General features: G+C 64.7%; 24 protein-coding genes and 2 tRNA genes. 12 read left to right on the top strand and 14 right to left on the bottom strand.

Annotation, left to right across the window (positions count from 1 at the left end; genetic code table 11):
• Positions 1 to 494: 494 nt before the first annotated feature.
• From ACT53N_RS17885 to ACT53N_RS17875, 3 genes are all read right to left on the bottom strand, one after another.
• Positions 495 to 797 carry a hypothetical protein gene (locus ACT53N_RS17885; RefSeq protein WP_476065136.1) on the bottom strand — a complete coding sequence of 101 codons (303 nt, stop codon included), beginning with the start codon at positions 795 to 797 and terminating at the stop codon, positions 495 to 497.
• Positions 798 to 822: 25 nt separating this feature from the next.
• Positions 823 to 1,041, bottom strand: a complete 219-nt coding sequence (locus ACT53N_RS17880) for a hypothetical protein (protein WP_476065135.1) — start codon at positions 1,039 to 1,041, stop codon at positions 823 to 825.
• A gap of 89 nt (positions 1,042 to 1,130) precedes the next feature.
• On the bottom strand, positions 1,131 to 1,406 hold the full coding sequence (locus ACT53N_RS17875; RefSeq protein ID WP_476065134.1) for a hypothetical protein: 276 nt from the start codon (positions 1,404 to 1,406) through the stop codon (positions 1,131 to 1,133).
• A gap of 599 nt (positions 1,407 to 2,005) precedes the next feature.
• Between ACT53N_RS17875 and ACT53N_RS17870 the strand changes: the two genes are divergently transcribed.
• Entirely contained in the window at positions 2,006 to 2,287 is a 282-nt protein-coding gene (locus tag ACT53N_RS17870) for a hypothetical protein (protein ID WP_476065133.1), read from the top strand.
• A gap of 195 nt (positions 2,288 to 2,482) precedes the next feature.
• Here the strand turns inward: ACT53N_RS17870 and ACT53N_RS17865 are convergent, their stop codons facing one another.
• Positions 2,483 to 3,532 carry a hypothetical protein gene (locus ACT53N_RS17865; RefSeq protein WP_476065132.1) on the bottom strand — a complete coding sequence of 350 codons (1,050 nt, stop codon included), beginning with the start codon at positions 3,530 to 3,532 and terminating at the stop codon, positions 2,483 to 2,485.
• Positions 3,533 to 3,790: 258 nt separating this feature from the next.
• On the opposite strand from ACT53N_RS17865, the gene ACT53N_RS17860 reads away from it, so the two are divergent.
• Positions 3,791 to 4,012: a hypothetical protein gene (locus tag ACT53N_RS17860; RefSeq protein ID WP_476065131.1), complete on the top strand. Its 222-nt coding sequence runs from the start codon at positions 3,791 to 3,793 to the stop codon at positions 4,010 to 4,012.
• A 2-nt stretch (positions 4,013 to 4,014) separates the two neighbouring features.
• Here ACT53N_RS17860 and ACT53N_RS17855 read toward each other — a convergent pair whose 3' ends face one another.
• The 6 genes from ACT53N_RS17855 to ACT53N_RS17830 all read right to left on the bottom strand — a co-directional run bounded on the left by ACT53N_RS17855 (position 4,015) and on the right by ACT53N_RS17830 (position 7,292).
• A complete protein-coding gene (locus ACT53N_RS17855; RefSeq protein ID WP_476065130.1) occupies positions 4,015 to 4,458 on the bottom strand; it encodes a hypothetical protein in 444 nt (147 codons plus the stop codon).
• Positions 4,455 to 5,213, bottom strand: coding sequence for an SOS response-associated peptidase (locus ACT53N_RS17850; RefSeq protein ID WP_476065129.1), 759 nt, complete (start codon positions 5,211 to 5,213; stop codon positions 4,455 to 4,457). The genes ACT53N_RS17855 and ACT53N_RS17850 overlap by 4 nt, the downstream gene beginning before the upstream one ends.
• 6 nt (positions 5,214 to 5,219) lie before the next feature.
• Complete coding sequence (locus tag ACT53N_RS17845; RefSeq protein ID WP_476065128.1) at positions 5,220 to 5,618, bottom strand: hypothetical protein; 399 nt, start codon at positions 5,616 to 5,618, stop codon at positions 5,220 to 5,222.
• Between the two features lie 344 nt (positions 5,619 to 5,962).
• Positions 5,963 to 6,211 carry a hypothetical protein gene (locus tag ACT53N_RS17840; RefSeq protein WP_476065127.1) on the bottom strand — a complete coding sequence of 83 codons (249 nt, stop codon included), beginning with the start codon at positions 6,209 to 6,211 and terminating at the stop codon, positions 5,963 to 5,965.
• A 245-nt stretch (positions 6,212 to 6,456) separates the two neighbouring features.
• Positions 6,457 to 6,531: transfer RNA gene (locus ACT53N_RS17835), tRNA-Val, on the bottom strand.
• A 47-nt stretch (positions 6,532 to 6,578) separates the two neighbouring features.
• A complete protein-coding gene (locus tag ACT53N_RS17830; protein ID WP_476065126.1) occupies positions 6,579 to 7,292 on the bottom strand; it encodes a phosphoglycolate phosphatase in 714 nt (237 codons plus the stop codon).
• Positions 7,293 to 7,361: 69 nt separating this feature from the next.
• On the opposite strand from ACT53N_RS17830, the gene glmU reads away from it, so the two are divergent.
• The 7 genes from glmU to ACT53N_RS17795 all read left to right on the top strand — a co-directional run bounded on the left by glmU (position 7,362) and on the right by ACT53N_RS17795 (position 16,530).
• On the top strand, positions 7,362 to 8,750 hold the full coding sequence (glmU, locus tag ACT53N_RS17825; RefSeq protein ID WP_476065125.1) for a bifunctional UDP-N-acetylglucosamine diphosphorylase/glucosamine-1-phosphate N-acetyltransferase GlmU: 1,389 nt from the start codon (positions 7,362 to 7,364) through the stop codon (positions 8,748 to 8,750).
• A complete protein-coding gene (gene rpiA / locus ACT53N_RS17820) occupies positions 8,747 to 9,430 on the top strand; it encodes a ribose-5-phosphate isomerase RpiA (RefSeq protein ID WP_476065124.1) in 684 nt (227 codons plus the stop codon). Before glmU ends, rpiA begins: the two co-directional genes overlap by 4 nt.
• A gap of 42 nt (positions 9,431 to 9,472) precedes the next feature.
• Complete coding sequence (gor, locus tag ACT53N_RS17815; RefSeq protein WP_476065123.1) at positions 9,473 to 10,873, top strand: glutathione-disulfide reductase; 1,401 nt, start codon at positions 9,473 to 9,475, stop codon at positions 10,871 to 10,873.
• Positions 10,870 to 12,093, top strand: coding sequence for an O-antigen ligase family protein (locus ACT53N_RS17810; RefSeq protein WP_476065122.1), 1,224 nt, complete (start codon positions 10,870 to 10,872; stop codon positions 12,091 to 12,093). The genes gor and ACT53N_RS17810 overlap by 4 nt, the downstream gene beginning before the upstream one ends.
• 112 nt (positions 12,094 to 12,205) lie before the next feature.
• Positions 12,206 to 13,585, top strand: coding sequence for a class II 3-deoxy-7-phosphoheptulonate synthase (locus ACT53N_RS17805; protein ID WP_476065121.1), 1,380 nt, complete (start codon positions 12,206 to 12,208; stop codon positions 13,583 to 13,585).
• 194 nt (positions 13,586 to 13,779) lie between these two features.
• Positions 13,780 to 15,570: a long-chain-acyl-CoA synthetase gene (locus ACT53N_RS17800; RefSeq protein ID WP_476065120.1), complete on the top strand. Its 1,791-nt coding sequence runs from the start codon at positions 13,780 to 13,782 to the stop codon at positions 15,568 to 15,570.
• A gap of 90 nt (positions 15,571 to 15,660) precedes the next feature.
• Positions 15,661 to 16,530 (top strand): alpha/beta hydrolase, encoded by an 870-nt coding sequence (locus ACT53N_RS17795; protein WP_476065119.1) that lies wholly within the window; start codon positions 15,661 to 15,663, stop codon positions 16,528 to 16,530.
• Here the strand turns inward: ACT53N_RS17795 and ACT53N_RS17790 are convergent.
• Both ACT53N_RS17790 and ACT53N_RS17785 read right to left on the bottom strand, forming a co-directional pair.
• Positions 16,527 to 17,420 (bottom strand): M23 family metallopeptidase, encoded by an 894-nt coding sequence (locus ACT53N_RS17790; RefSeq protein WP_476065118.1) that lies wholly within the window; start codon positions 17,418 to 17,420, stop codon positions 16,527 to 16,529. The two genes, ACT53N_RS17795 and ACT53N_RS17790, sit on opposite strands and share 4 nt — an antisense overlap.
• 1 nt (position 17,421) lies before the next feature.
• A complete protein-coding gene (locus ACT53N_RS17785; RefSeq protein ID WP_476065117.1) occupies positions 17,422 to 18,072 on the bottom strand; it encodes a hypothetical protein in 651 nt (216 codons plus the stop codon).
• Between the two features lie 177 nt (positions 18,073 to 18,249).
• Between ACT53N_RS17785 and panD the strand changes: the two genes are divergently transcribed.
• Both panD and ACT53N_RS17775 read left to right on the top strand, forming a co-directional pair.
• Positions 18,250 to 18,606: an aspartate 1-decarboxylase gene (gene panD / locus ACT53N_RS17780; RefSeq protein WP_476065116.1), complete on the top strand. Its 357-nt coding sequence runs from the start codon at positions 18,250 to 18,252 to the stop codon at positions 18,604 to 18,606.
• 3 nt (positions 18,607 to 18,609) lie between these two features.
• Positions 18,610 to 19,089, top strand: coding sequence for a hypothetical protein (locus tag ACT53N_RS17775; protein ID WP_476065115.1), 480 nt, complete (start codon positions 18,610 to 18,612; stop codon positions 19,087 to 19,089).
• Positions 19,090 to 19,141: 52 nt separating this feature from the next.
• On the opposite strand, the gene ACT53N_RS17770 is transcribed toward ACT53N_RS17775, so the two are convergent.
• Positions 19,142 to 19,900, bottom strand: coding sequence for an SIMPL domain-containing protein (locus tag ACT53N_RS17770; protein WP_476065114.1), 759 nt, complete (start codon positions 19,898 to 19,900; stop codon positions 19,142 to 19,144).
• 149 nt (positions 19,901 to 20,049) lie between these two features.
• On the opposite strand from ACT53N_RS17770, the gene ACT53N_RS17765 reads away from it, so the two are divergent.
• Positions 20,050 to 20,125, top strand: a tRNA-Ile gene (locus ACT53N_RS17765).
• Between the two features lie 170 nt (positions 20,126 to 20,295).
• On the opposite strand, the gene ACT53N_RS17760 is transcribed toward ACT53N_RS17765, so the two are convergent.
• Positions 20,296 to 22,113, bottom strand: coding sequence for a DUF885 domain-containing protein (locus ACT53N_RS17760; protein ID WP_476065113.1), 1,818 nt, complete (start codon positions 22,111 to 22,113; stop codon positions 20,296 to 20,298).
• Positions 22,114 to 22,313: the final 200 nt, after the last annotated feature.

The following is a 22,313-nucleotide window of genomic DNA, read 5'->3' as shown; positions in this document are numbered from 1 at the left end:
GATCGCTTCATTCGTCCGTCCCTTTCCTGGGGGCGGACTCTAATTATTCCTGGAGGAGTTTCAGGGGGTCACGTCAGGCCGGCTCCGCTTTTGGAAATGGCGCCGCTGGAGGGAATTTCAGGAGACCCTGCAGTTTTGCGCAGACCCATGGCTTGGGTGCGATGCTAGCGGGCGGCGGAGGAGGTGGCGCCGGCGGGGGCGATGGCACATGCGACGCTGGCGGGAATGGTGGAGCTGGTGGTGATGGGGTTGTCCGCTTCTATGAGCGCGTAAAGTAATAGCTGCGCCTTCGTGTATCGGTCTCCTGTTTTGCGAGGAGAGCGCATGCAGGGCTGTCAGCTGAGGTTACACGTGCGTGAATTAGTGAACGTTTTGGAGCTGGCCCGCTGCGCTTCGGCGTGGCGGGCCTTCGTTGCTTTCGGGTCCAGGCTTCACCTGGTTCTGCAAGGCGATCTCTATGCTTGAGCTAGCGACCTCAGGCAAACGTCCTCACTTCAGCTCTTTGGACCTTGCGGCTTGTAGTTCAGATCCATCCCAAGGGTGCGACCAATGCCGTCCGGATGGTCCCCGAAAAGATTGGGGAAATCGCGATGCTTCGCCACAGCCAGAAGCCGCTTCCGGAGGTCATCATCAATGACGCCGGCTTCGGCGACCATATCTTCCTCGCCGGGAGCCGGCGCTGCGAGCAGCGCAGCTAGGGCCCGGAGGAACTCCCCATCCGCCTCTGTGCCTATTGCAGGCGGATGCGCGAGGCCCTGCAACACGCATTCCAGCATATCTTCAAAATTATCAGACATTACAGCGTCTTCCGTAGCTTAGGGGCTAGGCGATCGGCTCAATGAGAAATCCGTGCTCGCCAGAGATCCTGATCTGGCAGGCGCGACCCTGTCCAAAATATGCCTGAGCGCGCTTCGCTGCCGAGGCCTTGACGATATCCTTGTCGGGCGAGAAGTCATAGAACACGCCTTCCTCCTCAACCGACCACAGGCCCGCCGCACGGCGAACCGTGATGAGGATCCGTTGGATGGTGGGCTTCTTCATGGAGTATTCCTCTTCTCTTCCGATCGACGCCGAGGAGAGCTGGATGCGAACCGACAAGCGCAGGGGTTAGACGCGACGAGCGCGTTGCATCAATCCAACTTTTCGCCCTTACATTGTTCCAGATAGATCAGCCCTGCGGTCGTTGGCCGCCAACCGCTTCGACCGTGTTGAGCCAATCCGAGCGCAGCGAGCTGCTGAACGTCACTGATATTCACAGGCTCAAGCTGGCCAGTGCGTCTACGCCGCTCCAGCTGCCTCAAGGCCCTCAGCACGTCGCTTGCAAGGCTGTGCTCGCCTGGATCGTGATCGGAGCTGGCAACGAGCCGAAGGTTGGGGGGTCTTGATCCATTCTCAGGATCGGACATGGCGCGTTTTCCTTTTCAACGCCCTGCGGAGGCGGCAGGCGGGGCCGCCTTCTGATTGCTCCGAAGACGGGTGATCAACCAGCGGCGCACGTCGCGTGCTCGTTCCCTTGGTCCGCGCTCATCGTCTGGCAGGCCCAGCGCCGCCATCATCGCCTCATGTACCAGGAAGCGTGCGGCGTTGCGGTCGGGCTGAAGTCGGTCTGCAAGCGAGTGGAGCTTGTGGGTTTGCGCGATGAGCTGGGAGTTGCGTTGAGGTCGGGCTAGCATTTGGGCGCGCTTTCAGGAGGCTCGACGGCGTATCGACACGCCAGGATGAGTCGAGGCAATTCAGAGCGATAAGAAACTTCGTGATGATAGGTCGCAGAGATATGTTTTCATCAATGCGCTTCGACATGATGATGCGCCGTTTTATATGATACGTCGATGCGATATTTATTTATTATTTCCCTGAGATCGTTATGGGCTCGCTAGAGCCGCGCTGCTGCCGCCTGGGCCTTAGGAAATCTCAGGCTATGGCGTCTGATGCGCGGGCCTGGTTGAGGCAGTACCTAACGCTGTACGCTCCGCAGCAAGCGATGGAATCGCCCTAGATCGCGCCCATGACCCGCGAAGAGATCGACAGCATCCTTGACGCTATGGCCGCCGAGGCCGCCGCGACCGGGGAGGAGGGCTTCCTGCCAGGCGCCATCACCTTCAATTCGGCCACCTGGTGCAAGACGCCGTCGAGTGTGTTTCCGACGACCTGCGTCAGCACCGGCGATGGGATCCGCTATCGCGGTGTCCAGGTGCTCATCGCCTCGACCCGCGAAGACAAGGTCCTCAACCGCGCCGAAGACGGCGGGCAGGGCGCGCCCTATCGCGACCTCGAACCGCGCGGTTAGCTTCTAGTGATGTTCCAGCATGTAAGCGTCGGCGCCAATCGCATCGGTTCGTTACGACGCCCAAGCTCAGCACAAGTTCGGATCTGTGTTTCCGTTGAAGTACGGAGGATACCTGCGGCGGCTTGGCTCAATTCGCCACGCGCCGCAGGTCTAAACTTCGCAAGGCCGCGTCTAGGCCTCGCTGCCAAGCAGCGATTAGATCAGATCGACGAAAGTGCCCGGGCCGTACACAGCCACCATGTCGACGCCGTATCTCGCGGTACCGTCCGCAGCGTCCAAATAGAAGTTTTCAACTGATCGCGCATAAACGCCGACGTCGGCCTTAATCGCTTCGGCCATGATGTAGCCGACTAGCCCCGCCTTCGCGGCGAGCCCCTGGTCGAAGTTGGGCATTCGCTCGGCTGCCATTTGCTTGAAGTACCACTCACGAGCGGTGATGTCGGCGATTGCCGCTGACACGTTGAAGCCTGCTGCTGTCGCATAAGACTTGCCGATGATCGTATCATAGGCCTTGTCCACCGCCTGAGCGAAGGTGAGGGATCCATAGTTTGCGGCAAACGCTGCCTTGCCGTCACCTTGCAGCCCAAGATTAGCTGCAAAGTTGATATAGCGGTTCTCTAGGCCGAACGAAGCATACATGCCCGAGGCATCGTTTAGATCATTGGCGTTATCGGGGGAGTTCACCAGATACTTGATGCCGCCGGAACTTGGTATCGAGCCCGTGAAGAACTGATATGTAGTGAGGGCTACGCTTGTCGTCGAGTTGCCGAAATCGGCCATTTTTTGGATAAGCTCGCGAGACGAATAGGACTTCAATTGGAAATCAATTAACTTGAGGTCATCCCGCCAGTCGGTTTCGGAAATTTGGGTGACGACTTTGTATGTGCTGAGATAGTCGTTCGGAGCGATCACGAAGCTCGTCGAGTCATTGTCGGTGATAACGCCGTCGATTTTTGTAAGAAAGAATACTTTCCCTTCAATCGTCACTATGCCTGATACACTAAAAATGCCGTTTCCAAACACCGAGTCATCATAGGCGGGCAGCTTGAATGTATAAGATGTTTGGCCCGCGACCAGTGTCGCAAAAACTGAGGCGCTAAACGTACTGGTGGGTCCGTTTGTCGATATCGTCAGTTGAATTGAGGTTGCCAGAGACGATGGCTCGCTCAATGTGATAGTTCCTGTAGCGCTAGCTCCTTCTCTTATCGTTTTATTATCGAGCGTTAGCGTCGGCGTTACGGTCAAGTTTATCGCTCCGATTGATTGAGTTCGCGGCTTCAACTCTTTGGCAGTCGAGGTGTCGAAAGGTCAAGCATGGGTTGGGTCGGTTGGCGTCGCTCAACCTAAGACTATCGGCCCGAGCAGCGATTTCCGTGTCCATCGCTTCGCCTAGGTCTCTCCGTCGTGTCGCATCAGTCGACTTTCAAATCGCCTGCGTGATCGGCTTCATCGCATCAGTTCTGGTGCCTAGGCATTGGTACTCCTCCGGCCTACCGTTGGCGCATGGACGAGCTTGAAAAGCGCCTCGCTGCCCTGGAACTGGTCATCATTGAGCTGGGCGCGTGGCTTGACCCGTCCGCCCTAGATGACGCAGCCTGTTCAATCGCTGCCGGCATTGAGACCGGATGCGAGGATGAGCGTGAAATCCGGCGCCAGGCGCTGCATCTGCTGAACGATGCGCGGAAGCGGTTCGATCCACCGCCCGGAGGCGTCGTGCTGGCCTAGATCTAGCCGCCGCTGGCGTTGCGCTGCCTAGGATAGATCTCGTCCCTCGGGAACACTGGCTCGACGTTCGCAGGCGTCGGCTCGCCGACCTCCTCGAAATGGCCCCAATGCGTCAGGGCCTGCGTCGTGAGAAAGCGGTTCATCTGCGCGCGCCACGCCTTGAAGGCCGTGCGATTGAAATAGCCGTGGTAGTGCCCGCTCGCCATCCAGCCGTCGCGCCAGCCGCAGAAGTCCTTCAGCGTGCTGTTTCGCATACCTGGTCGCGCGTACGGGTTGGCTTCTTGAGGCACCCCCGCCATTTCGTCGCGAGCACCGCGCCGCACCCACTTGTTGGTCCAATCGACCTCGGGGTCATCTCTAAGAAAGTCGACCAGGTCGTCGTTGGGCTCGATCCAGGCGTCGTCTGCGGGCGCGTCGAAAGCCGCTGGCGTAAGGCGTTGGCTCATAACAGCGTGGCCTCTGGAGCCTTCGGCGGATCCTGCTTCTGGCCGACGCCGCGGCTGACAATCATCAAGGCGTCATCGGGCAGGGGGCGTTGCAGGGCCTTGGCCTCGTCCCAGGACGCACGCATCCAGACGTCGCGCTCCTCGACTGTCGTGAGGATCACCGGCATGGCCTTGGGATGAACCGGCGCGACGGTCGCGTTGGCATCGGTGGTCAGGAAGGCGAACAGGTCCAGCGTTTCGAGCCCCGTCTTGATCTTGCGAACGCTCGTCCAATCACGGACCTCAACGCCTGCGAAAAAGGCCAGAGGACGATCCTCGCCGAGCGCGAACCAGACGTTCTCACCCGGCTTCCCGCCTCCCTGGTTCGGCTCCGCAAATGAGGTCATCGGGACGAGGCAACGGTGCTCGGGGCCAAGCCACTTGGTCCAGTACTTCATTTGCCGAAGGTTGGTGGTTCCGGCGTCCGGCTCCTCCTTCAGCATTCGCTCCCACGTTTCATCGTCGATGACATGACCTTTGGCCCGAAGCTTGTCCGCGCGGGCGGTCGCAGCTTTCTCGATCGCCCAAAACTGAGACGGCAACCCCCAGCGCGACATGACCAGCTCACGCTCGCCGCCGGCGGCATGGCGGACAATCGGCGCGGCCATGTCGGGAAACAGACCTGGTTGATCCGGCAGATTGCCGACGCGGTCGATCGCCTTGAGCATCTTCAGGATCTCGGCCTGGCCCCGGCGCATCGCGTAGTTGTTGCACATCGCCTATCAGATTGCCTTCAACCAAAGCGCCACGGTCCAGCAATCGCCTTCGGGCTCGTCGCCGACGAGTTGGCGCGCCTCCAGATGCTCGACCCAGGGATGGGCGGCCCAAAAGCCGGCGTCGGTCTTCCATTCTCCGCAGAAGCGCAGATCGGCAGAACGGTCGGGCTTGGCTGTGTCATGCGCGTCTGGCGCGTCCAGCACCGCGAGGAATATGCGCACGCTCACCTCGCCCGCGCCGGTCTCAACCTCCCGCACCGATTGCACAAGCGGGTGGGCTTGCCAGAAGCCCCTTGGCGCCGGCGTGCCGGTCGCAACCAAGGCCGCCCCGTCGCCGTAGAAGCGGCGCGCTTCCCCCGTATCGTTGTTCACGGTTCGCCAAAGCCAGGACTCAGTTTCGGCCATTTCTGTCTCCTCGTTGGCTATGCTAGGGCGCAAATAGATCGGCGCCTACACGATCCAAGCTGATCCCCCTACCGGCCAGCATCGATACTCACCTTGGGTGGTCCCTTCGCCCCGCATACCGAACACTTCAAGCCCGTCCGGAGCTCAAAGGGCCGCTTCCACGGACCGGCCTTGGCGGCGATGGCCGTGCGCGTCCAGGTGACGGCGTAGCCACAGGCGCAACGGATGGTCAGAGAATTCAGCTTACCGGTGCGCGGGTCCATATCCGCCATCAGGCGGCCCCATCGACTGGCGACCAGACAATGCCGCACACCGCCGCCTCGCGCCCTGGGCCGTCGCCGAAGTCAGCCATCGCTCCGCTCGTTCCGCCCGATCTGATCGGGGTTCGGGTTGAGATAGTAGTAGCTGTGGCCGGTGAAGAACTCCGCCGCCAGGTCGATCGCCGACAGGCACATGAGCAGGGCGTGGTAGTGTGGCGTGTTTGGGCGGACATTGCGCAGCTCAGCAACTATCCCTTCGCGACCGGGCCGAAGCTTCTCCAGAACCGGCACGGGATCGAGCAGGCCGTTGGAACGCGAATGGCGGCGCGTCATGGTCTGTCCTTGTGTCTGCGGGCGAGCGTCGTCGCGCGCTCCTGAACGCGGTGGGTCGTCATGACGATGTCTCCGATGTTCCTAAAATGTTCTCTCGCCGCGAGGGCTGAGAGTCAATCGCTATCCCCCAAAGCGGGGCGGCCGAGCGTCATTCTGGGGGGTAAAATGGGGGGTGGAGCTGATTTGGCTCATGGCGCCCGCTGAGATGCGCGCCTTAATTGTCTGAAAAAACTGAAAAAAGTGAATGGTGGATGCGACAGGGATTGAACCTGTGACCCCCTCGGTGTGAACGAGGTGCTCTCCCGCTGAGCTACGCATCCGCCGTGTGGAGGGCCCCGAAAGGGACCGATCCGCGAGAGGACGGGGGCTATAGCCCGGTGTTCGGCGCGGGGCAAGAGGCCAAAAGCGAGATGCACGCCTTAGGCACGTCCAAAAAGCTGTGGATGACCAGATCCGCGCCCAGGGTCTCGACCGGATCTTCGGTGTAGCCGAAAGACACCAGCACGCCCGGGACGCCGGCGTTGCGCGCGCCGAGCGCATCGTTGACGCTGTCGCCGATCATCACGGCGCGGGCCACGTCTCCGCCCACGGCGGCGACGGCGGCGGCGACGTGGCGACCGTCCGGCTTGGCGGCGGGGGCCAGATCCGCGCCGATCACCGCCTCGAAGAACGGCGACAGCGACACGGCGTCGAGCAGCGCCGTCGACAGGTTGGTGAGCTTGTTGGTGCAGACGACCAGTTTCGCGCCGGCGGCCTTGAGGTCGGTCAAGACCTCGACCACGCCGGGGAAGGGCGCGCTCTCATCGGCGATGCGGGCGAGGTAAACGTCGATGAACCGCTGCACGAGCGCAGGCGCTTGCTCGGCGTCGAGCGGCGCGCCGGCGGCGGCGAAACCGCGCTCCAGCAGGGCGCGTGCGCCCCGACCGACCATCAAGCGCACCTCATCGAAGGGCAGAGGCGGCAGCGATTCCTGGGCGAGGATGATGTTCAACGCGCCGACCAGGTCGGGGGCCGTGTCGACAAGGGTGCCGTCCAAGTCGAAGGCGATGGTCGCCCCGTTCAGGTCATCAAGCATGCTCATGGCTCTGGCCTTTCGGGCAATTGCACGGCTAATGCAACTTTGGTTCGCCTCCAGGGAGTCGCCAGGACCATGACCGAGTCCGTTTCCAAGCCTGTTCGTCCGCGCGCCGCCGTGATCCTGGCCGCCGGGCAGGGTACGCGGATGAAGTCGCCGACGCCCAAGGTGCTGCACAAGCTGGCGGGGCGGACCCTGCTGGACCACGCCATCGACGCCGCCCAGGGCCTGGGCTGCGAGCGGATCATCGTCGTGGTGGGCGCTCACAGCCCGCAGGTCGGCGAAAGCGCCCGCAAGCGCCTGGGCCCCAACGCCACCGTGATCCAGGACCCGCCGCTGGGCACCGGTCACGCGGTCCTGGCCGCCAAGGACGCCCTGGCCGATTTCGACGGCGACGTCGTGGTCACCTACGCCGACTGTCCGCTGACGACCGCGCCGGTGATCGCGCCGCTGTTCGACCTGATCACGAACGGCGCGCATGTCGCGGTGCTGGGCTTCGAGGCGCAGAACCCCACCGGCTATGGCCGCCTGATCCTGGCGCCGGGGCATGTGCTGCTGCGCATCGTCGAGGAAAAGGAGGCTGACCTTGCGACCAAGCAGGTCAAGCACTGCAACTCGGGGGTTCTGGCCGCCGATCGCGCCGTGCTGTTCGAGCTACTGGCTAATGTCCGCAACGACAACGCCAAGGGCGAGTACTATCTGACCGACGTCGTGGGCTTGGCGCATGAGCGTCACCTGTCGACCCGCGCGGCCTTCGCCCCTGAAGCGTCGGTGCAGGGCGTCAACGCCCAGGCCGAGCTCGCCGCCGCCGAGGCAGTCTGGCAGCAGAACCGCCGCAGGGCGCTGATGATCGAGGGGGTCACCATGCCCGCTCCGGAGACCGTTCACCTGGCCTGGGACACCGAGATCGCCGGCGGCGCGGTGGTCGAGCAGTTCGTGGTGTTCGGCCCCGGCGTCAGCGTCGCCAGCGGCGCGGTGATCAAGGCGTTCAGCCATCTGGAAGGCGCGGTCGTGGGCGAGGGGGCTCTGATCGGTCCCTATGCACGCCTGCGGCCTGGCGCCGAGATTGGGCCCGAGGCCCATATCGGCAACTTCGTCGAGGTCAAGAAGGTCAAGGTCGGCGCGGGCGCCAAGGCCAACCACCTCAGCTATCTGGGCGACGGCTCGGTGGGCGATAAGGCCAACATCGGCGCCGGCACCATCTTCTGCAACTACGACGGCTTCGAGAAGTTCGAGACCCATGTGGGCAAGGGCGCGTTCATCGGCTCCAACAGCGCTCTGGTCGCGCCCGTGCGAGTGGGCGATGGCGCGATGACTGGTTCCGGGTCGGTGATCACCAAGGACGTCGAGGACGGGGCTTTGGCGCTGTCGCGCGCTGACCAGAAGATCAAGGCCGGCTGGGCCACCAAGTTCCGGGCGCTCAAGCAGGCCCAGAAGGACAAGAAGAAGGACAAGAAGGCATGAGCGCCGACGACCAGAAGCGCAGTTCGGGCGAAGCCGCCGCCGAGCTTGTCGAGACCGGCATGGTGGTCGGCCTGGGCACCGGCTCAACGGCCGCCTGGTTCGTCAAGGCGCTGGCCGCGCGTGGTCTGAAGGACATTCGCGGCGTGCCGACCTCTGAGGCCACCGCCAATCTCGCCCGTGCGTTGGGAATTCCGCTTGCGGCGCTGGATGACGTGAAGACCATTGATCTGACCGTGGACGGCGCAGACGAGATCGGCCCGGGCCTGTCGCTGATCAAGGGCGGTGGCGCGGCGCTGCTACGGGAAAAGCTGGTCTGGGAAGCGTCGACTCGGTGCGTCGTGATCGCCGACGCCGCCAAGCGCGTATCGGCCCTGGGCAAGTTCCCGCTGCCCATCGAGGTGGTGCGCTTCGGCCACGTCCACACCGGCCACCGTCTGGCGGACATCGCCGCCGAGTTCGACCTGCCGCCGCCGCGCCTGCGCACCGCAGAGCGTGGCATGGTCGTGACCGACGGAGGGAACCTGATCTACGACATGGCCTCGGGAAAGATTGACGACCCGACGGCTCTGGCGGCGGCGCTCAAGAGCGTCACCGGCGTTGTCGATCACGGCCTGTTCCTTGACCTCGCCGACGAGGCCCTGGTCGGTACGGACGACGGCGTGGTGCGCCTGCAGCCCTGACGTCCTACATAAGCCGACCCGTTTTGCTTCCGGAGGCCGCTCATGGCTGACTACGACTTCGACCTCTTCGTCATCGGCGCAGGCTCGGGCGGCGTGCGCGCGGCGCGTCTGGCGGCGCTGAGCGGGGCCAAGGTGGCCGTGGCCGAGGAGTATCGTGTCGGCGGCACGTGCGTGGTTCGCGGCTGCGTGCCCAAGAAGTTCATGGTCTACGCCAGCGAGGTCACCAGCCAGCTGAAGACGGCCAAGGGCTATGGCTGGACGATCAACGACGCCCGCTTCGACTGGAAGACCTTCCTGCACGAAAAGGACGTCGAGATCGCGCGCCTGTCCGGCATCTACGTCACCAATCTCCAGAAGGCGGGCGCGCACCTGCTGCACGGCCGCGCCCAGATCGTCGACGCCCACACCGTGGAAGTCCTGCCCAAGGACGGCAGCGACGATGCGGGGACCTACACTGCCCGCAAGATCCTGGTCGCCACTGGCGGACGTCCGGTGCGTCCGGTGTTTCCGGGTTCCGAACTCGGAATCACCTCGGACGAGGCGTTCCATCTGCCGACCCTGCCCAAGAGCGTGCTGGTGGTGGGCGGCGGCTATATCGCCGTCGAGTTCGCGGGCATCTATGCTGGCCTCGGCGTTCAGACCACGCTGCTCTATCGCGGCGCCAACATCCTGCGCGGCTTCGATGACGACGTCCGGATGCACCTGGCCGACGAGCTCGAGAAGCGCGGCATCAAGGTCGTGCTCGGCTGCTCGCACAAGAGCATCGAGAAGATGGAGGACGGCCGTCTGCTCAGCACGCTCAGCAACGACCTCACCTTCGAGACCGAGGCGGTGATGTTCGCCACCGGTCGCGAGCCCTATGTTCAGGGGCTGGGTCTCGAGAAGGCCGGCGTGAAGCTGAACGACAAGGGCGCGATCGCGGTCGACAAGTTCTCCAAGACCAATGTCGACAGCATCTGGGCCGTCGGCGACGTCACCGACCGGATCAACCTGACGCCGGTGGCGATCCGCGAGGGCGCGGCCTTCGCCCAGACCGAGTTCTACGGCAATCCGACCACCTTTGATCACGACCTGGTCGCCTCAGCCGTCTTCTCGCAGCCGCCCGTCGGCGCGGTGGGCATGAGCGAGGCCGAGGCGCGGCAGGCGTTCGGCAAGGTCGACATCTATCGCTCGGTCTTCCGCCCGATGAAGGTGACCTTCTACGGCGGCCAGGAGCGCTGCCTGATCAAGCTCGTCGTCAAGCAGGACGATGAGCGCATCGTCGGCGTCCATGTGGTTGGCCCGGACTCGCCTGAGATTATCCAGATGGCGGCGATCGCAGTGAAGATGGGCGTGACCAAGCCGCAGTGGGACTCCACCTGCGCCGTGCACCCGACCCTCGCCGAGGAACTGGTGACCATGCGCGAGAAGTACGTGCCGGCCGAAGTCGGCGGGGTGGGATGATCCAGGCGACCGCTCCGGAGCGTCGGACCCGGTGGCTGGGCGCGCTCGCCGTCTTCGCGATGGTGATGACGCCGCTCATCGGCTACCTGATCCCGCTCTGGTACGCGGCCTTGCTGAGCTTGGTGGGTCTGCTGGCTGCGCCGAGCCTGGCGCGCTCCAGAGCGCCGCTCCTGCCGATGCTGGCGCTGGTGGTTCTCGTCGGATGGGCGCTGATCAGCCTCAACTGGAGCCCCGCCGCGCCGCATCTGGCTGACCTTAAGCGCGACAAGGACGTTGAGAAGTTCACCGCTCTGAAGCTGGTCCTCCAGTTGGCGCTCTACGGCGCTGCGGTGGCGGGGCTGGCGCAGATGTCTAGTCGCTCAGCCCGCCTGGCGGGGAGGGTGATGCTGATCGGCGTCGCCTTCCTGGCCTTGATCACCTTTGTCGATGGGGCGCTAGGCGCAAAGATCTATCAGGTCCTGCACAATCTGACCGAGGAGCCGATCCGCCCGGATCTGGCGATGGTCAAGGTGTCACTGGCGACCTATCCGGCGATCCTGCTGTTCTGGCCGTGCGTCAGGATCCTGGACGCCTGGAACTTTCGAGGGCGGAACATCGCCATCGCTCTGATCGCCGTGTGTCTCGTGTCCGGCGCGCATCTCACGGGAGCCGACGCACCCATAGCGGCGCTGATCCTCGGCGGCGTCGCCTGGCTGGGAGCCCGTACGATCGGCAAGCCGTTTGTGCGCGGCCTGATCCCGGCCGTGTCGGTCCTGTTCATCTTTGCGCCGATGGTCGTGCTTTGGGGCGTGCGCTCGGGTCTTTTCGCCTGGCTGCACGTGATCGCGCCGGCGTCTTGGGATCACCGCCTCAACATCTGGGCGTTCACCGGCAATCAGATCGTCGAGCACGCTCTTCGCGGCTGGGGGGTCGACGCCAGTCGCAATTTCGGGCCGGCCATCCCGCTGCACACCCACAACGCCGCCTTGCAGCTCTGGCTCGAGCTGGGAGCCATGGGCGCGGCCATGGCGGCGGCGTTCTTCGCCTGGGTTCTCTACCGGATTGTCGGCTGGACGGGCGAAAACAGGCGCGACGGCGCCATGGCGGCGGCGGTGACAGTGTCCTATCTGGTCATCGGGGGGCTCAGCTTCGGCGTCTGGCAGGAGTGGTGGCTCGCGCTGGGCGCGCTGGCCGTCATCGCCTGTGGCGTAGCGCAAAAATCCAGCGCAGTACGCGCCTAAGGCGACAACGAATGTTCCCGCGTGGCGGATCGGTGGCCCTCTGCCGCACGATTTTGCCTTTTCCATCCATTTGCGGTATCTACCGCGCCCTTTGTAGTAATCGAGCCTCGACATGACCGCCCGTTGGACCCCCGCCGCCTGGAGAGCCAAGCCCGCCAAGCACCTGCCCACCGACTATCCGGACATGGGCGCGGTTGAACGGGTGGAGCAGACGCTGCGTCAGATGCCGCCTCTGGTGTTCGCTGGCGAGGCGCGTCGCCTCAAGAGCCAACTTGGCGAGGTGGCCGAAGGACGGGCGTTCCTTCTGCAGGGCGGCGACTGCGCCGAGAGCTTCAAGGAATTCCATGCGGACAATATCCGCGACACCTTCCGTCTGATCCTGCAGATGGCGGTGGTCCTGACCTTCGCCGGCGGAAAGCCCGTGGTGAAGGTCGGTCGCATCGCCGGCCAGTTCGCCAAGCCGCGGTCGGAGCCGACCGAGGTCCAGGGCGACGTGACCCTGCCGTCCTACCGCGGCGACATCATCAACGGCATGGACTTCAATGAGGCCGAGCGGGTTCCCGATCCGGACCGCCTGCTGAAGGCCTATGGCCAGTCGGCCGCCACCCTGAACCTGCTACGCGCCTTCGCCAGCGGCGGCTATGCCGATCTCTACAATATCCACCGCTGGACGCTGGGCTTCGTGGGCGACAGCCCGCAGGGCGCCCGCTACCGCGAGCTGTCGGAAAAAATCAGCGAGGCCCTGACCTTCATGGCGGCGGTCGGTGTGACGCCCGACACCCAGCCAGACCTGCGTCGCGTGGAGTTCTTCACCAGCCACGAGGCCCTGCTGCTGGGCTTCGAGGAAGCCATGACCCGCGTCGATAGCACCTCGGGCGACTGGTACGACACCAGCGCCCACCTGCTGTGGATCGGTGAGCGCACCCGCCAGCTGGACGGCGCCCACGTCGAGTTCATGCGCGGCGTGAAGAATCCGATCGGCCTAAAGTGCGGTCCGACGATGGAGGGCGACGACCTTCTGCGCCTGATCGATGTGCTGAACCCGCACAACGAGCCGGGTCGGCTGACCCTCTACGGCCGCTTCGGCTCGGACAAGATCGCCGACCGTCTGCCGCGCCTGATGAAGGCGACCAAGTCGGCGGGGCGCTCGGTGGTCTGGGCCACCGATCCCATGCACGGCAACACGCTGAAGGCCTCGACGGGCTACAAGACCCGCCCGTTCGACCGGATCCTGTCCGAAGTGAAGAGCTTTGTGGAGATCGCCCAGGCCGAGGGCGTTCACCCCGGCGGCGTCCACCTGGAGATGACGGGCCAGAACGTCACCGAATGCCTGGGTGGCGCTCGCGCCGTCTCTGAGACCGAGCTCGCGGATCGCTATCACACCCATTGCGATCCCCGCCTGAACGGCGAGCAAGCGCTGGAACTAGCGTTCCTTGTGGCTGAGAAGCTGAAGGCGGCCCGCGACGATCAGCGTCGTCTGGCGGCCGGCTGACAAGCGCCCTCGGCGGCCGCGCGACAAGCCGGTCCGCCGAGGGCGACTTGAGCCGATCAAGGCGCCGTAGCGGAAGCGTAAGTCCAGGCGCCGCAGCGCCGTCTTCCAAGAACATCGATAGGTTTGCAATGCAGCACGCGGCGTCTTGACCCGCCGCGCGGGGCTCTCCAATGGTTGCATCAAGGGAGAGAAGAATGCGTTTGAGCCATAAGATTAAGCGGGAAATCCGGTTTCTGAAGGGGCTCTCCCGGACCCTCAAACGCGTGAAGACGATCGCTCCGGACAGTCCCAACCTGATCTGTGATGATCTGGAGGCCGCCGTCGACAAATGGGGGCCGCGTCCGGCCATCACCTTCGAAGGCAAGACGATCAGCTACGCCGAGCTGGACGCGATGGCGAACCGCTACGCGCACTGGGCCAAGGGCCTGGGTCTGACGCGCGGCCAGACTGTCGCGCTCTTCATGCCCAACCGCATCGAGTATCTGGCGATCTGGTACGGCTTGACCAAGGTCGGGGTCGCCACCGCCTTGATCAACAATCAGCTGACCGGCGCGGCGCTGGCCCACTGTCTGAACATCTCCCACGCGCTGCACTGCATCGTCGACACCGAGACATCGCCCTGCTTCGAGGATGTGAAAGGCCAGCTTGAGCGCCATGTGCAGCAGTGGGTGCTAGGGCCCGTCCATGACGACCAGCGCGACCTGCTGAAAGCTCTGAAGAGTTGCAGCCAGCTGCGTCCTGATCGCGAGACCGCCCGGGAGGGCCTGACCGCCTCCGATACGGCGCTCTACATTTACACCAGCGGCACCACCGGCCTGCCGAAGGCCGCGCGCATCACCCATATGCGCGCCCAGCTCTACATGCGCGGGTTCGCCGGCTCGACGGGCGCCAAAGACACCGACCGTATCTACGTCACACTGCCGCTCTACCACGCCACCGGCGGCTTGTGCGCTATGGGCGCGGGCTTGCTGACCGGCGGCTCGATCGTGCTGCGCAAGAAGTTCTCGGCGACACACTTCTGGCCTGAGATCGTGGCCGAGCAGTGCACCATGTTCGTCTACATCGGCGAGCTCTGCCGCTACCTCGCCAACCAGCCCGAGCATGAGCTGGAGCGCGCCCACAAGATCAGGATGATTTTCGGCAACGGCCTGCGCGCCGATGTCTGGGACGACATGCTGGACCGCTTCAAGGTCGGCGATGTTCTGGAGTTCTACGGCGCCACCGAAGGCAACGTCTCGTTCTTCAACTTTGACGGCAAGCGTGGCGCCATCGGACGCATCCCCAGCTATCTGCGCAAGAAGTTCAACTTCCGCATCGTCAAGTTCGACGTCGAGACCGAAACCCCGATCCGTGGGTCGGACGGGTGCTGCATCGAGGCGGGTCCCGAAGAGGTCGGCGAGTGCATTGGCCATATCGGCAGCGACGCGCGCTCGAACTTCACCGGTTACGCCGACAAGGCCGCGACCGAGAAGAAGGTGCTGCACGACGTCTTCGAGAAGGGCGACGCCTGGTTCCGCACCGGTGACCTGATGAAGGTCGACCACGACGGCTATATCTATTTCATCGACCGGATCGGCGACACCTTCCGCTGGAAGGGCGAAAACGTCGCCACCTCTGAGGTCGCCGAGCGTATCGCCGGCTTCGACGGCGTCCTCGAGGTCAATGTCTATGGCGTCAAGGTTGGCGACCTTGATGGCAAGGCGGGCATGGCCTCGCTGGTCACCGAAGGCGACTTCGACCTTGAGGCGTTCGCCAAGTACGTCGACGAGACCCTGCCCAGCTACGCCCGGCCGGTGTTCGTGCGCCTGCAGAAGGCGATCGAGACCACGGGCACCTTCAAGTACCGCAAGATCGATCTCGTCAACGAGGGCTTCGACCCGTCCAAGACCAAGGATCCGCTGTACTTCCGCGATCCGGCCAAGGGCTATGTGAAGATCACCAAGACGCTCTGCGCCAAGATCGAGGGCGGCGGCTTCAAGCTGTAACCTGCGGTGAGACGCGATGACGGCGGTTCCCCGCATCCGAACCCGATCCGCGCCCGTACGCTCAATGAGCGCAGCGTTGGAGATCAGGGCATGGCGGAGACAAGGATGAGCCGGCGCGCGGGGTTGGCGGTCTTGGCGGCGACGGTGACGGCGGCGTGTTCGCCGCTCTCGGTCTTCGCTACGTTCACCCCGAAGGACGCCGCCCGCCGCGAGGCGCGGGGCGCGCGCTACATGGACGGCCCGCGCGGCGGGGTGGACATCTATGCGCCGCCGATCGCGCACGGTCCGGCGCCGGTGGCGGTGTTCTTCTACGGCGGATCGTGGGACAGCGGCCGCAAGGGCGACTATGGCTGGGCCGCCCGAGCGATCGCCGCGCAGGGTTTTCTCACCCTCGCGCCGGACTATCGCCTGTATCCCGAGGTGCGGTTTCCCGATTTCCTGGACGACTGCGCCAAGGCGGTGCGCTGGGCCGTGGACAACGCCGCGGCCCTTGGCGGCGATCCGGAGCGGATCGTGCTGGTCGGCCATTCGGCGGGAGCCTACAACGCGGCCATGCTGGCGCTGGACCCGCGATATCTGCGCAGCGTCCAGGTCGATCCCAAGGCGGTTCGCGCCTTCGCGGGCCTTTCTGGGCCTTATGACTTCCTGCCCCTGAAGGGCGCGATCACCGAGCGGACCTTCGGGGACGCGGCGGACCTGACGGCGACGCAGCCGATCGCCTTCGCCCGCGCCGATGCGCCGGCCGCCTTCCTGGCGACGGGCGACAAGGACACAACGGTCTATCCGCGCAACACCCGCAAGCTGGCCGCCGCCCTGCGCGACAAGGGCGCCAAGGTCGAGGAGCGGCACTATCCGGGCGTTGACCATGCGGGCGCGGTGCTGGCGCTCTCACGCCCGTTCCGGCGCAAGGCCACGCTGCTGACCGACATGACGGCCTTCCTGAAGGCCGCTACCGCCTAACCACAGGTTTGGCCGCTCAGCTTGCGCTGATAGGCCTGAACCAGGCTCAGATAGGGCGGCAGGAAGGTATGCAGGGCCACGGGCTTGCCATCCGTCGTGGTCCCGGCGACGCCCGCCCGGATCTCGAAGTGCAGGTGGATCGTGGTCGGCGTGCCGCCAAAGTCGTTGGACACCTTGCCCAGCTGCTGGCCCTTGGCGACGCTGTCGCCTTCCTTCACCGCCAGGGTGGCCATCTGCAGGTGGAGGTAGCGGTAGGTGTAGTGCGGCGCGGCCTGGCCGACGAGCGTCACCGAATATGAGCCGATGTCGGTTATCGTCCCGGCCTCGGCGGCGACAGCCCAGTGCTGGTTCTTCTTGCAGCTTGCCGGGCGGATGTCCTGCCCCTGATGCCCTGTGCCGGAGCCCGCGCAAAGCGGGTTGGACCGCGACCGCGCCTCGCAGAAGGTGTCGCGCCAGGGCAGGGTGTAGTTGAGGGTGTCGCACTGGCTGGGCTTGCCGGGCGGTCCCATGCCGCCGCCCGGACCATAGACCTGCGAGTTGGGGAAGCCGGCCTCGGCCAGCGGCCAGCACATGTTCGGCGACCAGACCGTGCGGTCCAGATAGCCGGGCCCCTGACCGGCGGGGATCGCGCCGGCGGGCTGATGATCGAAGCTCGCCGAGGGCGGGGGTGGCTCGTCGGGCTTGGGCGCCGGATCCGGGCTTGGCGGAATCGGTTCACTGGCCGGCTGCTCGGCGCCGCCGTCGGCGGGCGAGTCGTCGGGTTGCGGTGGTCCGGGTTCAGGCGAGGGCGGCTGCGGCGTCTCGCCGGCCGGCGGCTTGGTGGTGTCGCCGCAGGCGGTCAGCGGCGCCAGGGCGAGGGCGGCGATCAGCAGGAGGGGAGGAACGCGCATCTCAGCCTCCCAGCCCGGCGGCTTGCCGCGCAGCCTTGCCCATCACCACGGCGGTGGTCTTGCCGACCAGGCCCAGCACATAGTTGTCGTCGGCGCAGCGCGGGTCGCCGGCGGCGTCGCAGCGGATCTCGACGGTGTAGAGCACGCCAAAGCGCACGAAGCTGGCCAACTGGCCGTCAACGGTGCGCTGTACGGTCAACATCTCCGGACCGCTCTCGACCTTCAGGGGCTTGCCGGCCGGCACGGTCGTCGTCGTGCCGCTGAGCGAGACGCCGCCGCCCAGGGTATCGGCGGTGATCGTGTAGTAGTCGCCGAAGCTGTAGATCCGCGCCCCAGCCGTCAGCTTGGGATCGCGCGGCAGCAGGATCGGCACGGCGGTCTTGTCGACCTGTTCGCGGTTCAGATTGGCCGCCAGGCTTTCCCCGACATTGGCCGACTGGCGAAGGCCGCCGACGGCCGCCTGCCAGTCCACCGCGCCGCGAGGGCGGGCGACCAGCGCGGTGATCGACGGGCGAGGGGGCGGCGCCGCCGCGCCCGGATCCTGCCGCGTCTGGGCTTCGCCTGTTGAGATCCAGGCCGCTCCCGCGACCAGTGAGACGGTGACGAGACCCGCCACCGCCCAGCCTCTTGGGTAACGCATGATAGTTCCCACCGAACCGCGTTATTTCAAACCTTAACGCGAAACCGGTGGGTTGTTAACCTTTGTCGCTATGTTGCGGTGCGATTGAACCGGCGCGGGTTCGTGGCTATATGGCGGGACCTGTTGAGGGGCCTTGTGTGTGGCGGCCCAGAAGATTCCAGTTCATTCAAAGGGATAGACTTCCCCGCCATGCTGCTCACCATGCTGAAGGCCAAGCTGCACCGCGCGACGGTGACCCAGGCCGATCTCGACTACGAAGGCTCGATCGCGATCGACCGCGACCTGCTGGACGCCTCGGGCATCCTGCCCAACGAGCAGGTCGACGTGCTCAACATCACCAACGGCGCGCGCTTCACGACCTACGCCATCGAGGCCCCGCGCGGCTCGAAAGTGATCGGCGTCAATGGCGCGGCCGCCCGTCTGGTTCAGAAGAACGACCTGGTGATCGTGGTCACCTACTGCCAGTTGCCCGCCGAGGAGGCGCGCAACTACGCTCCGACCGTCGTCCTGCTGGACGAGGGCAACCTGATCAAGAAGGCGGCCTGACCGATGATGCGCCCCTGGATGAAGAGCGGGGCGCTGGTCGCTCTGGCCCTGGCGGGCCTGACCGCCTGCTCGCCCAAGCTGCCTGACGGGATCGACGAGACCGTGCTGGCCCAGTCCATCGGCCGCCAGATCGGCTCGGGCTCGACCTGCGTGGTGATCGCCGACGCCGCCAGCGGCAAGCTGGTCTGGCGCGGCGGCGGCTATGTCACCTGCGCGCGCGACCTGCCGACCTGCGACGGCGTCATCACGACGGCCGAGAAGCTGCTGCAGGCCAACCTGGGCAAGCCCGCGCGTTTCTTCAGCTGCGAGAGCGGCTCGGCGCCGGGAAACACGGTGGGCTGGGCGATCGGCCCGGTGCCGACCGGCGCGGGCAAGCCGGCCCGGAACCTGACCTATGTCGCGGTCATGGAGGGTGAACGCGCCTTGCCGGGCCTGGAGATCAAGGATCGCGTCGAGCAGGCCTTCGAAAAGGCAGGCTTCTAGGCCGAGAAAATAGCCGCCGCCGGGACATCCCGACGGCGGCGTTTTCACACGCTTACTTGCTGACTTCGTAGACCGCGCTGACGTCGACGCGGACCTTCAGCTCGCCGGCCGAAATGCTGGTGGCGTCGGCCATCTCGCGCTTGGCCATGGCGAACACCGGCATGGGTTGCGGGGCGGGCGTGTAGCCGCCGCCTTCGCTCAGATTGACCAGCCGCACGGCCTTGTAGCCCGTGGCGCGGCCATAGAGCTCGGCCTTGGCCTGCAGCGCCTTGACGGCCTCCAGGCGCGCGGCGTCCTCGGCCACCTGCGGGTTGGCGAGACCAAAGCTGATCCCGTGGACCGTGTTGGCCCCCGCGCCCACCGTGGCGTCGACCGCCGCGCCCAGCTTGGCCAGGTCACGGACCGTGATCGTCACCTGGTTCGAGGCCTGATAGCCGGTCAGCTTGGGCGGCTGGTTCTGCTCATAGGCGTACTGGGCGTTCAGGCTCAGGTTCGAGGTCTGGATGTCGCGCGCGGCGATCCCGGCCTTCTTCAGGGCGGCCATCACCTGGTTCATCCGCGCGCCATTGGCCTTGAGCGCCTCCGCCGCCTTGGCCGCGTCGGTCTGGACGCCCAGATTGATCGTCGCCATGTCCGGCGCGACCAGGGTCTCGCCAAAGGCCGACAGGTTGAAGGTCGTGGCCTTGAAGGCCGCGTCGTTGCTTTGGGCCAGCGCCGGCGCGGCGGCGCCCAGCAGCAGCGCGCCGCCCAGCAGGGCGGGCAGGGCGATCGCGGGCATTAGCTTGGCGGGGCGGCGAGCAGTGTGGGTCATTGATCTTTCTCCAAGGCTGTCCGGCGCAGAAAAGCGTCGCCGCACGGCTAGGGTTCCTTCGTGACAGCTCCAACCTGAACCGGAGCTTTAAGCCGCGTTCGGCTCATGCTAATCCGCCCCCTCGCGTGCGCTTCGGCGCGACTCCGCGCGGGCCTGTAGCTCAATGGTTAGAGCCGACCGCTCATAACGGTCTGGTTGGGGGTTCGAGTCCCTCCGGGCCTACCACCTGCCTCAAATACTGCTGCAAAGACAGCGCCCTAGCTTGCATTCGTCGCTCGGTTAGACAGTTTTTATTCCCGCTACGTTCTGCGGCGCGGCGGATGCGAACGTCGTTCGCATGGTCTGGCCAAGCGAAAGTCGCTCCGGCGGTTACCGGAGCGGCTTTGTCTGAGCCTCTATGGCGCCTTCTGCTCGGCGATCCAGGTGTTGACCTGTGTTTCCAGCACGTCGAGCGGCACGGCGCCGTTTTTAAGCACCACGTCGTGGAAGCCGCGCAGATCGAACTTGTCGCCCAGCGTTTTCTCCGCCCGCGTCCGTAGTTCGCGGATCGTCAGTTCGCCTAGCTTGTAGGCCAAGGCCTGACCGGGCCAGGTGATGTAGCGGTCAACCTCAGCCTCGATGTTGGTGCGCGACAACGCCGTATTATCCAGCATGAAGGCGATCGCCTGGTCGCGCGTCCAGCCCTTGGCATGGACTCCGGTGTCGACCACCAACCGGCAAGCGCGCCACATCTCATAGGACAGACGGCCCATGTCCTTCTCAGGCGTGTCGTACAGGCCCATCTCGATGCCGAGTCGCTCTGAATAGAGGCCCCAGCCCTCGACAAAGCCGGTGAAGAAGGCCGCGTTCTTGCGGAATTCCGGAAGGTCCAATTCCTGTTGAAGCGCGATCTGATGGTGGTGCCCGGGGACGGCCTCGTGCACCGTCAGGGCTGGCATCTCGTAGAGCGGCCGCTGATCCAGGTGTGTGGTGTTGACGAAGTAGACACCAGGCGAGCCGGTGCTGGCGAAGCCCGCATTGTAGTAGGCCGTGGTGTTGCCCTCGGCGATCTCGGCCGGAATTTCGCGCACGGTATAGGGCAGGCGCGGAAGGGTTCCAAAGAGCTTGGGCATCCAGCCATCAATGGTCTTGGCCAGGAACGTCGCCTCGCGCATCAGTTCGGATGGGGTCTTGGCGTAGTACTTCGGGTCGGTGCGCAGCTTTTCGATGAAGGCCTTGCGATCGGGGGCGATCCCGCTCTTGGCCGTGACTGCGTCCATCTCGGCGCGGATGCGGACCACTTCCGAAAGGCCCAGTTGGTGGATCTCCTCGGGCGTCTTCGTGGTCGTGGTCATCACGCGCACCTGGTAGGCATACCAGGCTGCTCCCTGGGGCAGGGCGCTGGCCGCGACGTCCTTGCGGCAGCGCGGTGCGTACTCCTTTTCGTAGAAGTCGGAGAAGGCTTGATAGGCCGGATTGATCTTGCCCGTGATGCTAGCCTTGGCTCGCGTCTGGATAGCGCTCCAGTCGGCTTCCGAAATCGACTGCGGCCGTGGTTTCTTGAAGGGCTTGTAGAAGGTCGAGGCTTCAGGGGTCTGGGCGATGCTGGCGGTGATCGTTCCGCCGAACGCCTTCATGGGCGCGCACGGCTGGACATAGCCCTTGGCGAGCCCCTCGCGCACCGTGGCGATCGAGGCGGCGTTGTAGGTTGGGTAGAGCTCCAGCCGCTTCAGATAGCTCTCGTAGTCGCTCTTGGTGAAAAACGGCAGCACGTCGGGTAGGGCTGCGAAGTTCTGATGCCAGCTGCTGATGCTCGAGAACAACATCGTGCGCTGGCCAAACCCGTTGCCCTCGATTTGCTCGCTGAGCATCCGTCGCAGGATCGCCTTGTTGACGCGGTCGGCCGGTGCAAGGTCAGCGTCAGGGATGGCGTCCAGTCGCCGGAGGAAGACTCCCGCTTCGGTGGCGCGGCGATCCGCGAAGGCTAGCGAGGGATCGTCCAGCTGGTCGTCATAGTCACGAACGCCCAGCAGGGTGGCCTGCACCGGCGCGCCCTTGAGCCACCAGGCCCAGTGCTCGTCGATCAAGATCTTCAGGGCCGTTACGGCCGTCCGTTCGGGGGCTGCCGGCGCGGGCGCTGACCGCAGCGGCTCGGGCTGAGCCAGAGCCGGAGGCGCGATTGTCGCCGCCAACAGGGCCGCTACGCAGGCTGCGCCATTCCATCGCTTGAGCATGTGTCCCCCAAAGATCGCTGAGCGACGCAAGTAGCCATGCGTCGAGGTGTTCAGGCAATGGCCTAGCTGAACTCACCCGGTTCGACGCAGCGGGTATGAGCTTTTGATCTGAAAGGCGGCGCTTAGAGGTGATAATTGAGAGTAAGTAATTGTAAAATTTGGAATTATGTTGGCTCTTCGGACTCTGCGGCCTCTCCAAG

The organism is Caulobacter sp. DMC95 (assembly GCF_056313785.1).
Note: the sequence above shows the minus strand (reverse complement) of the source record. Positions and strands in the feature narration are given on the sequence as shown.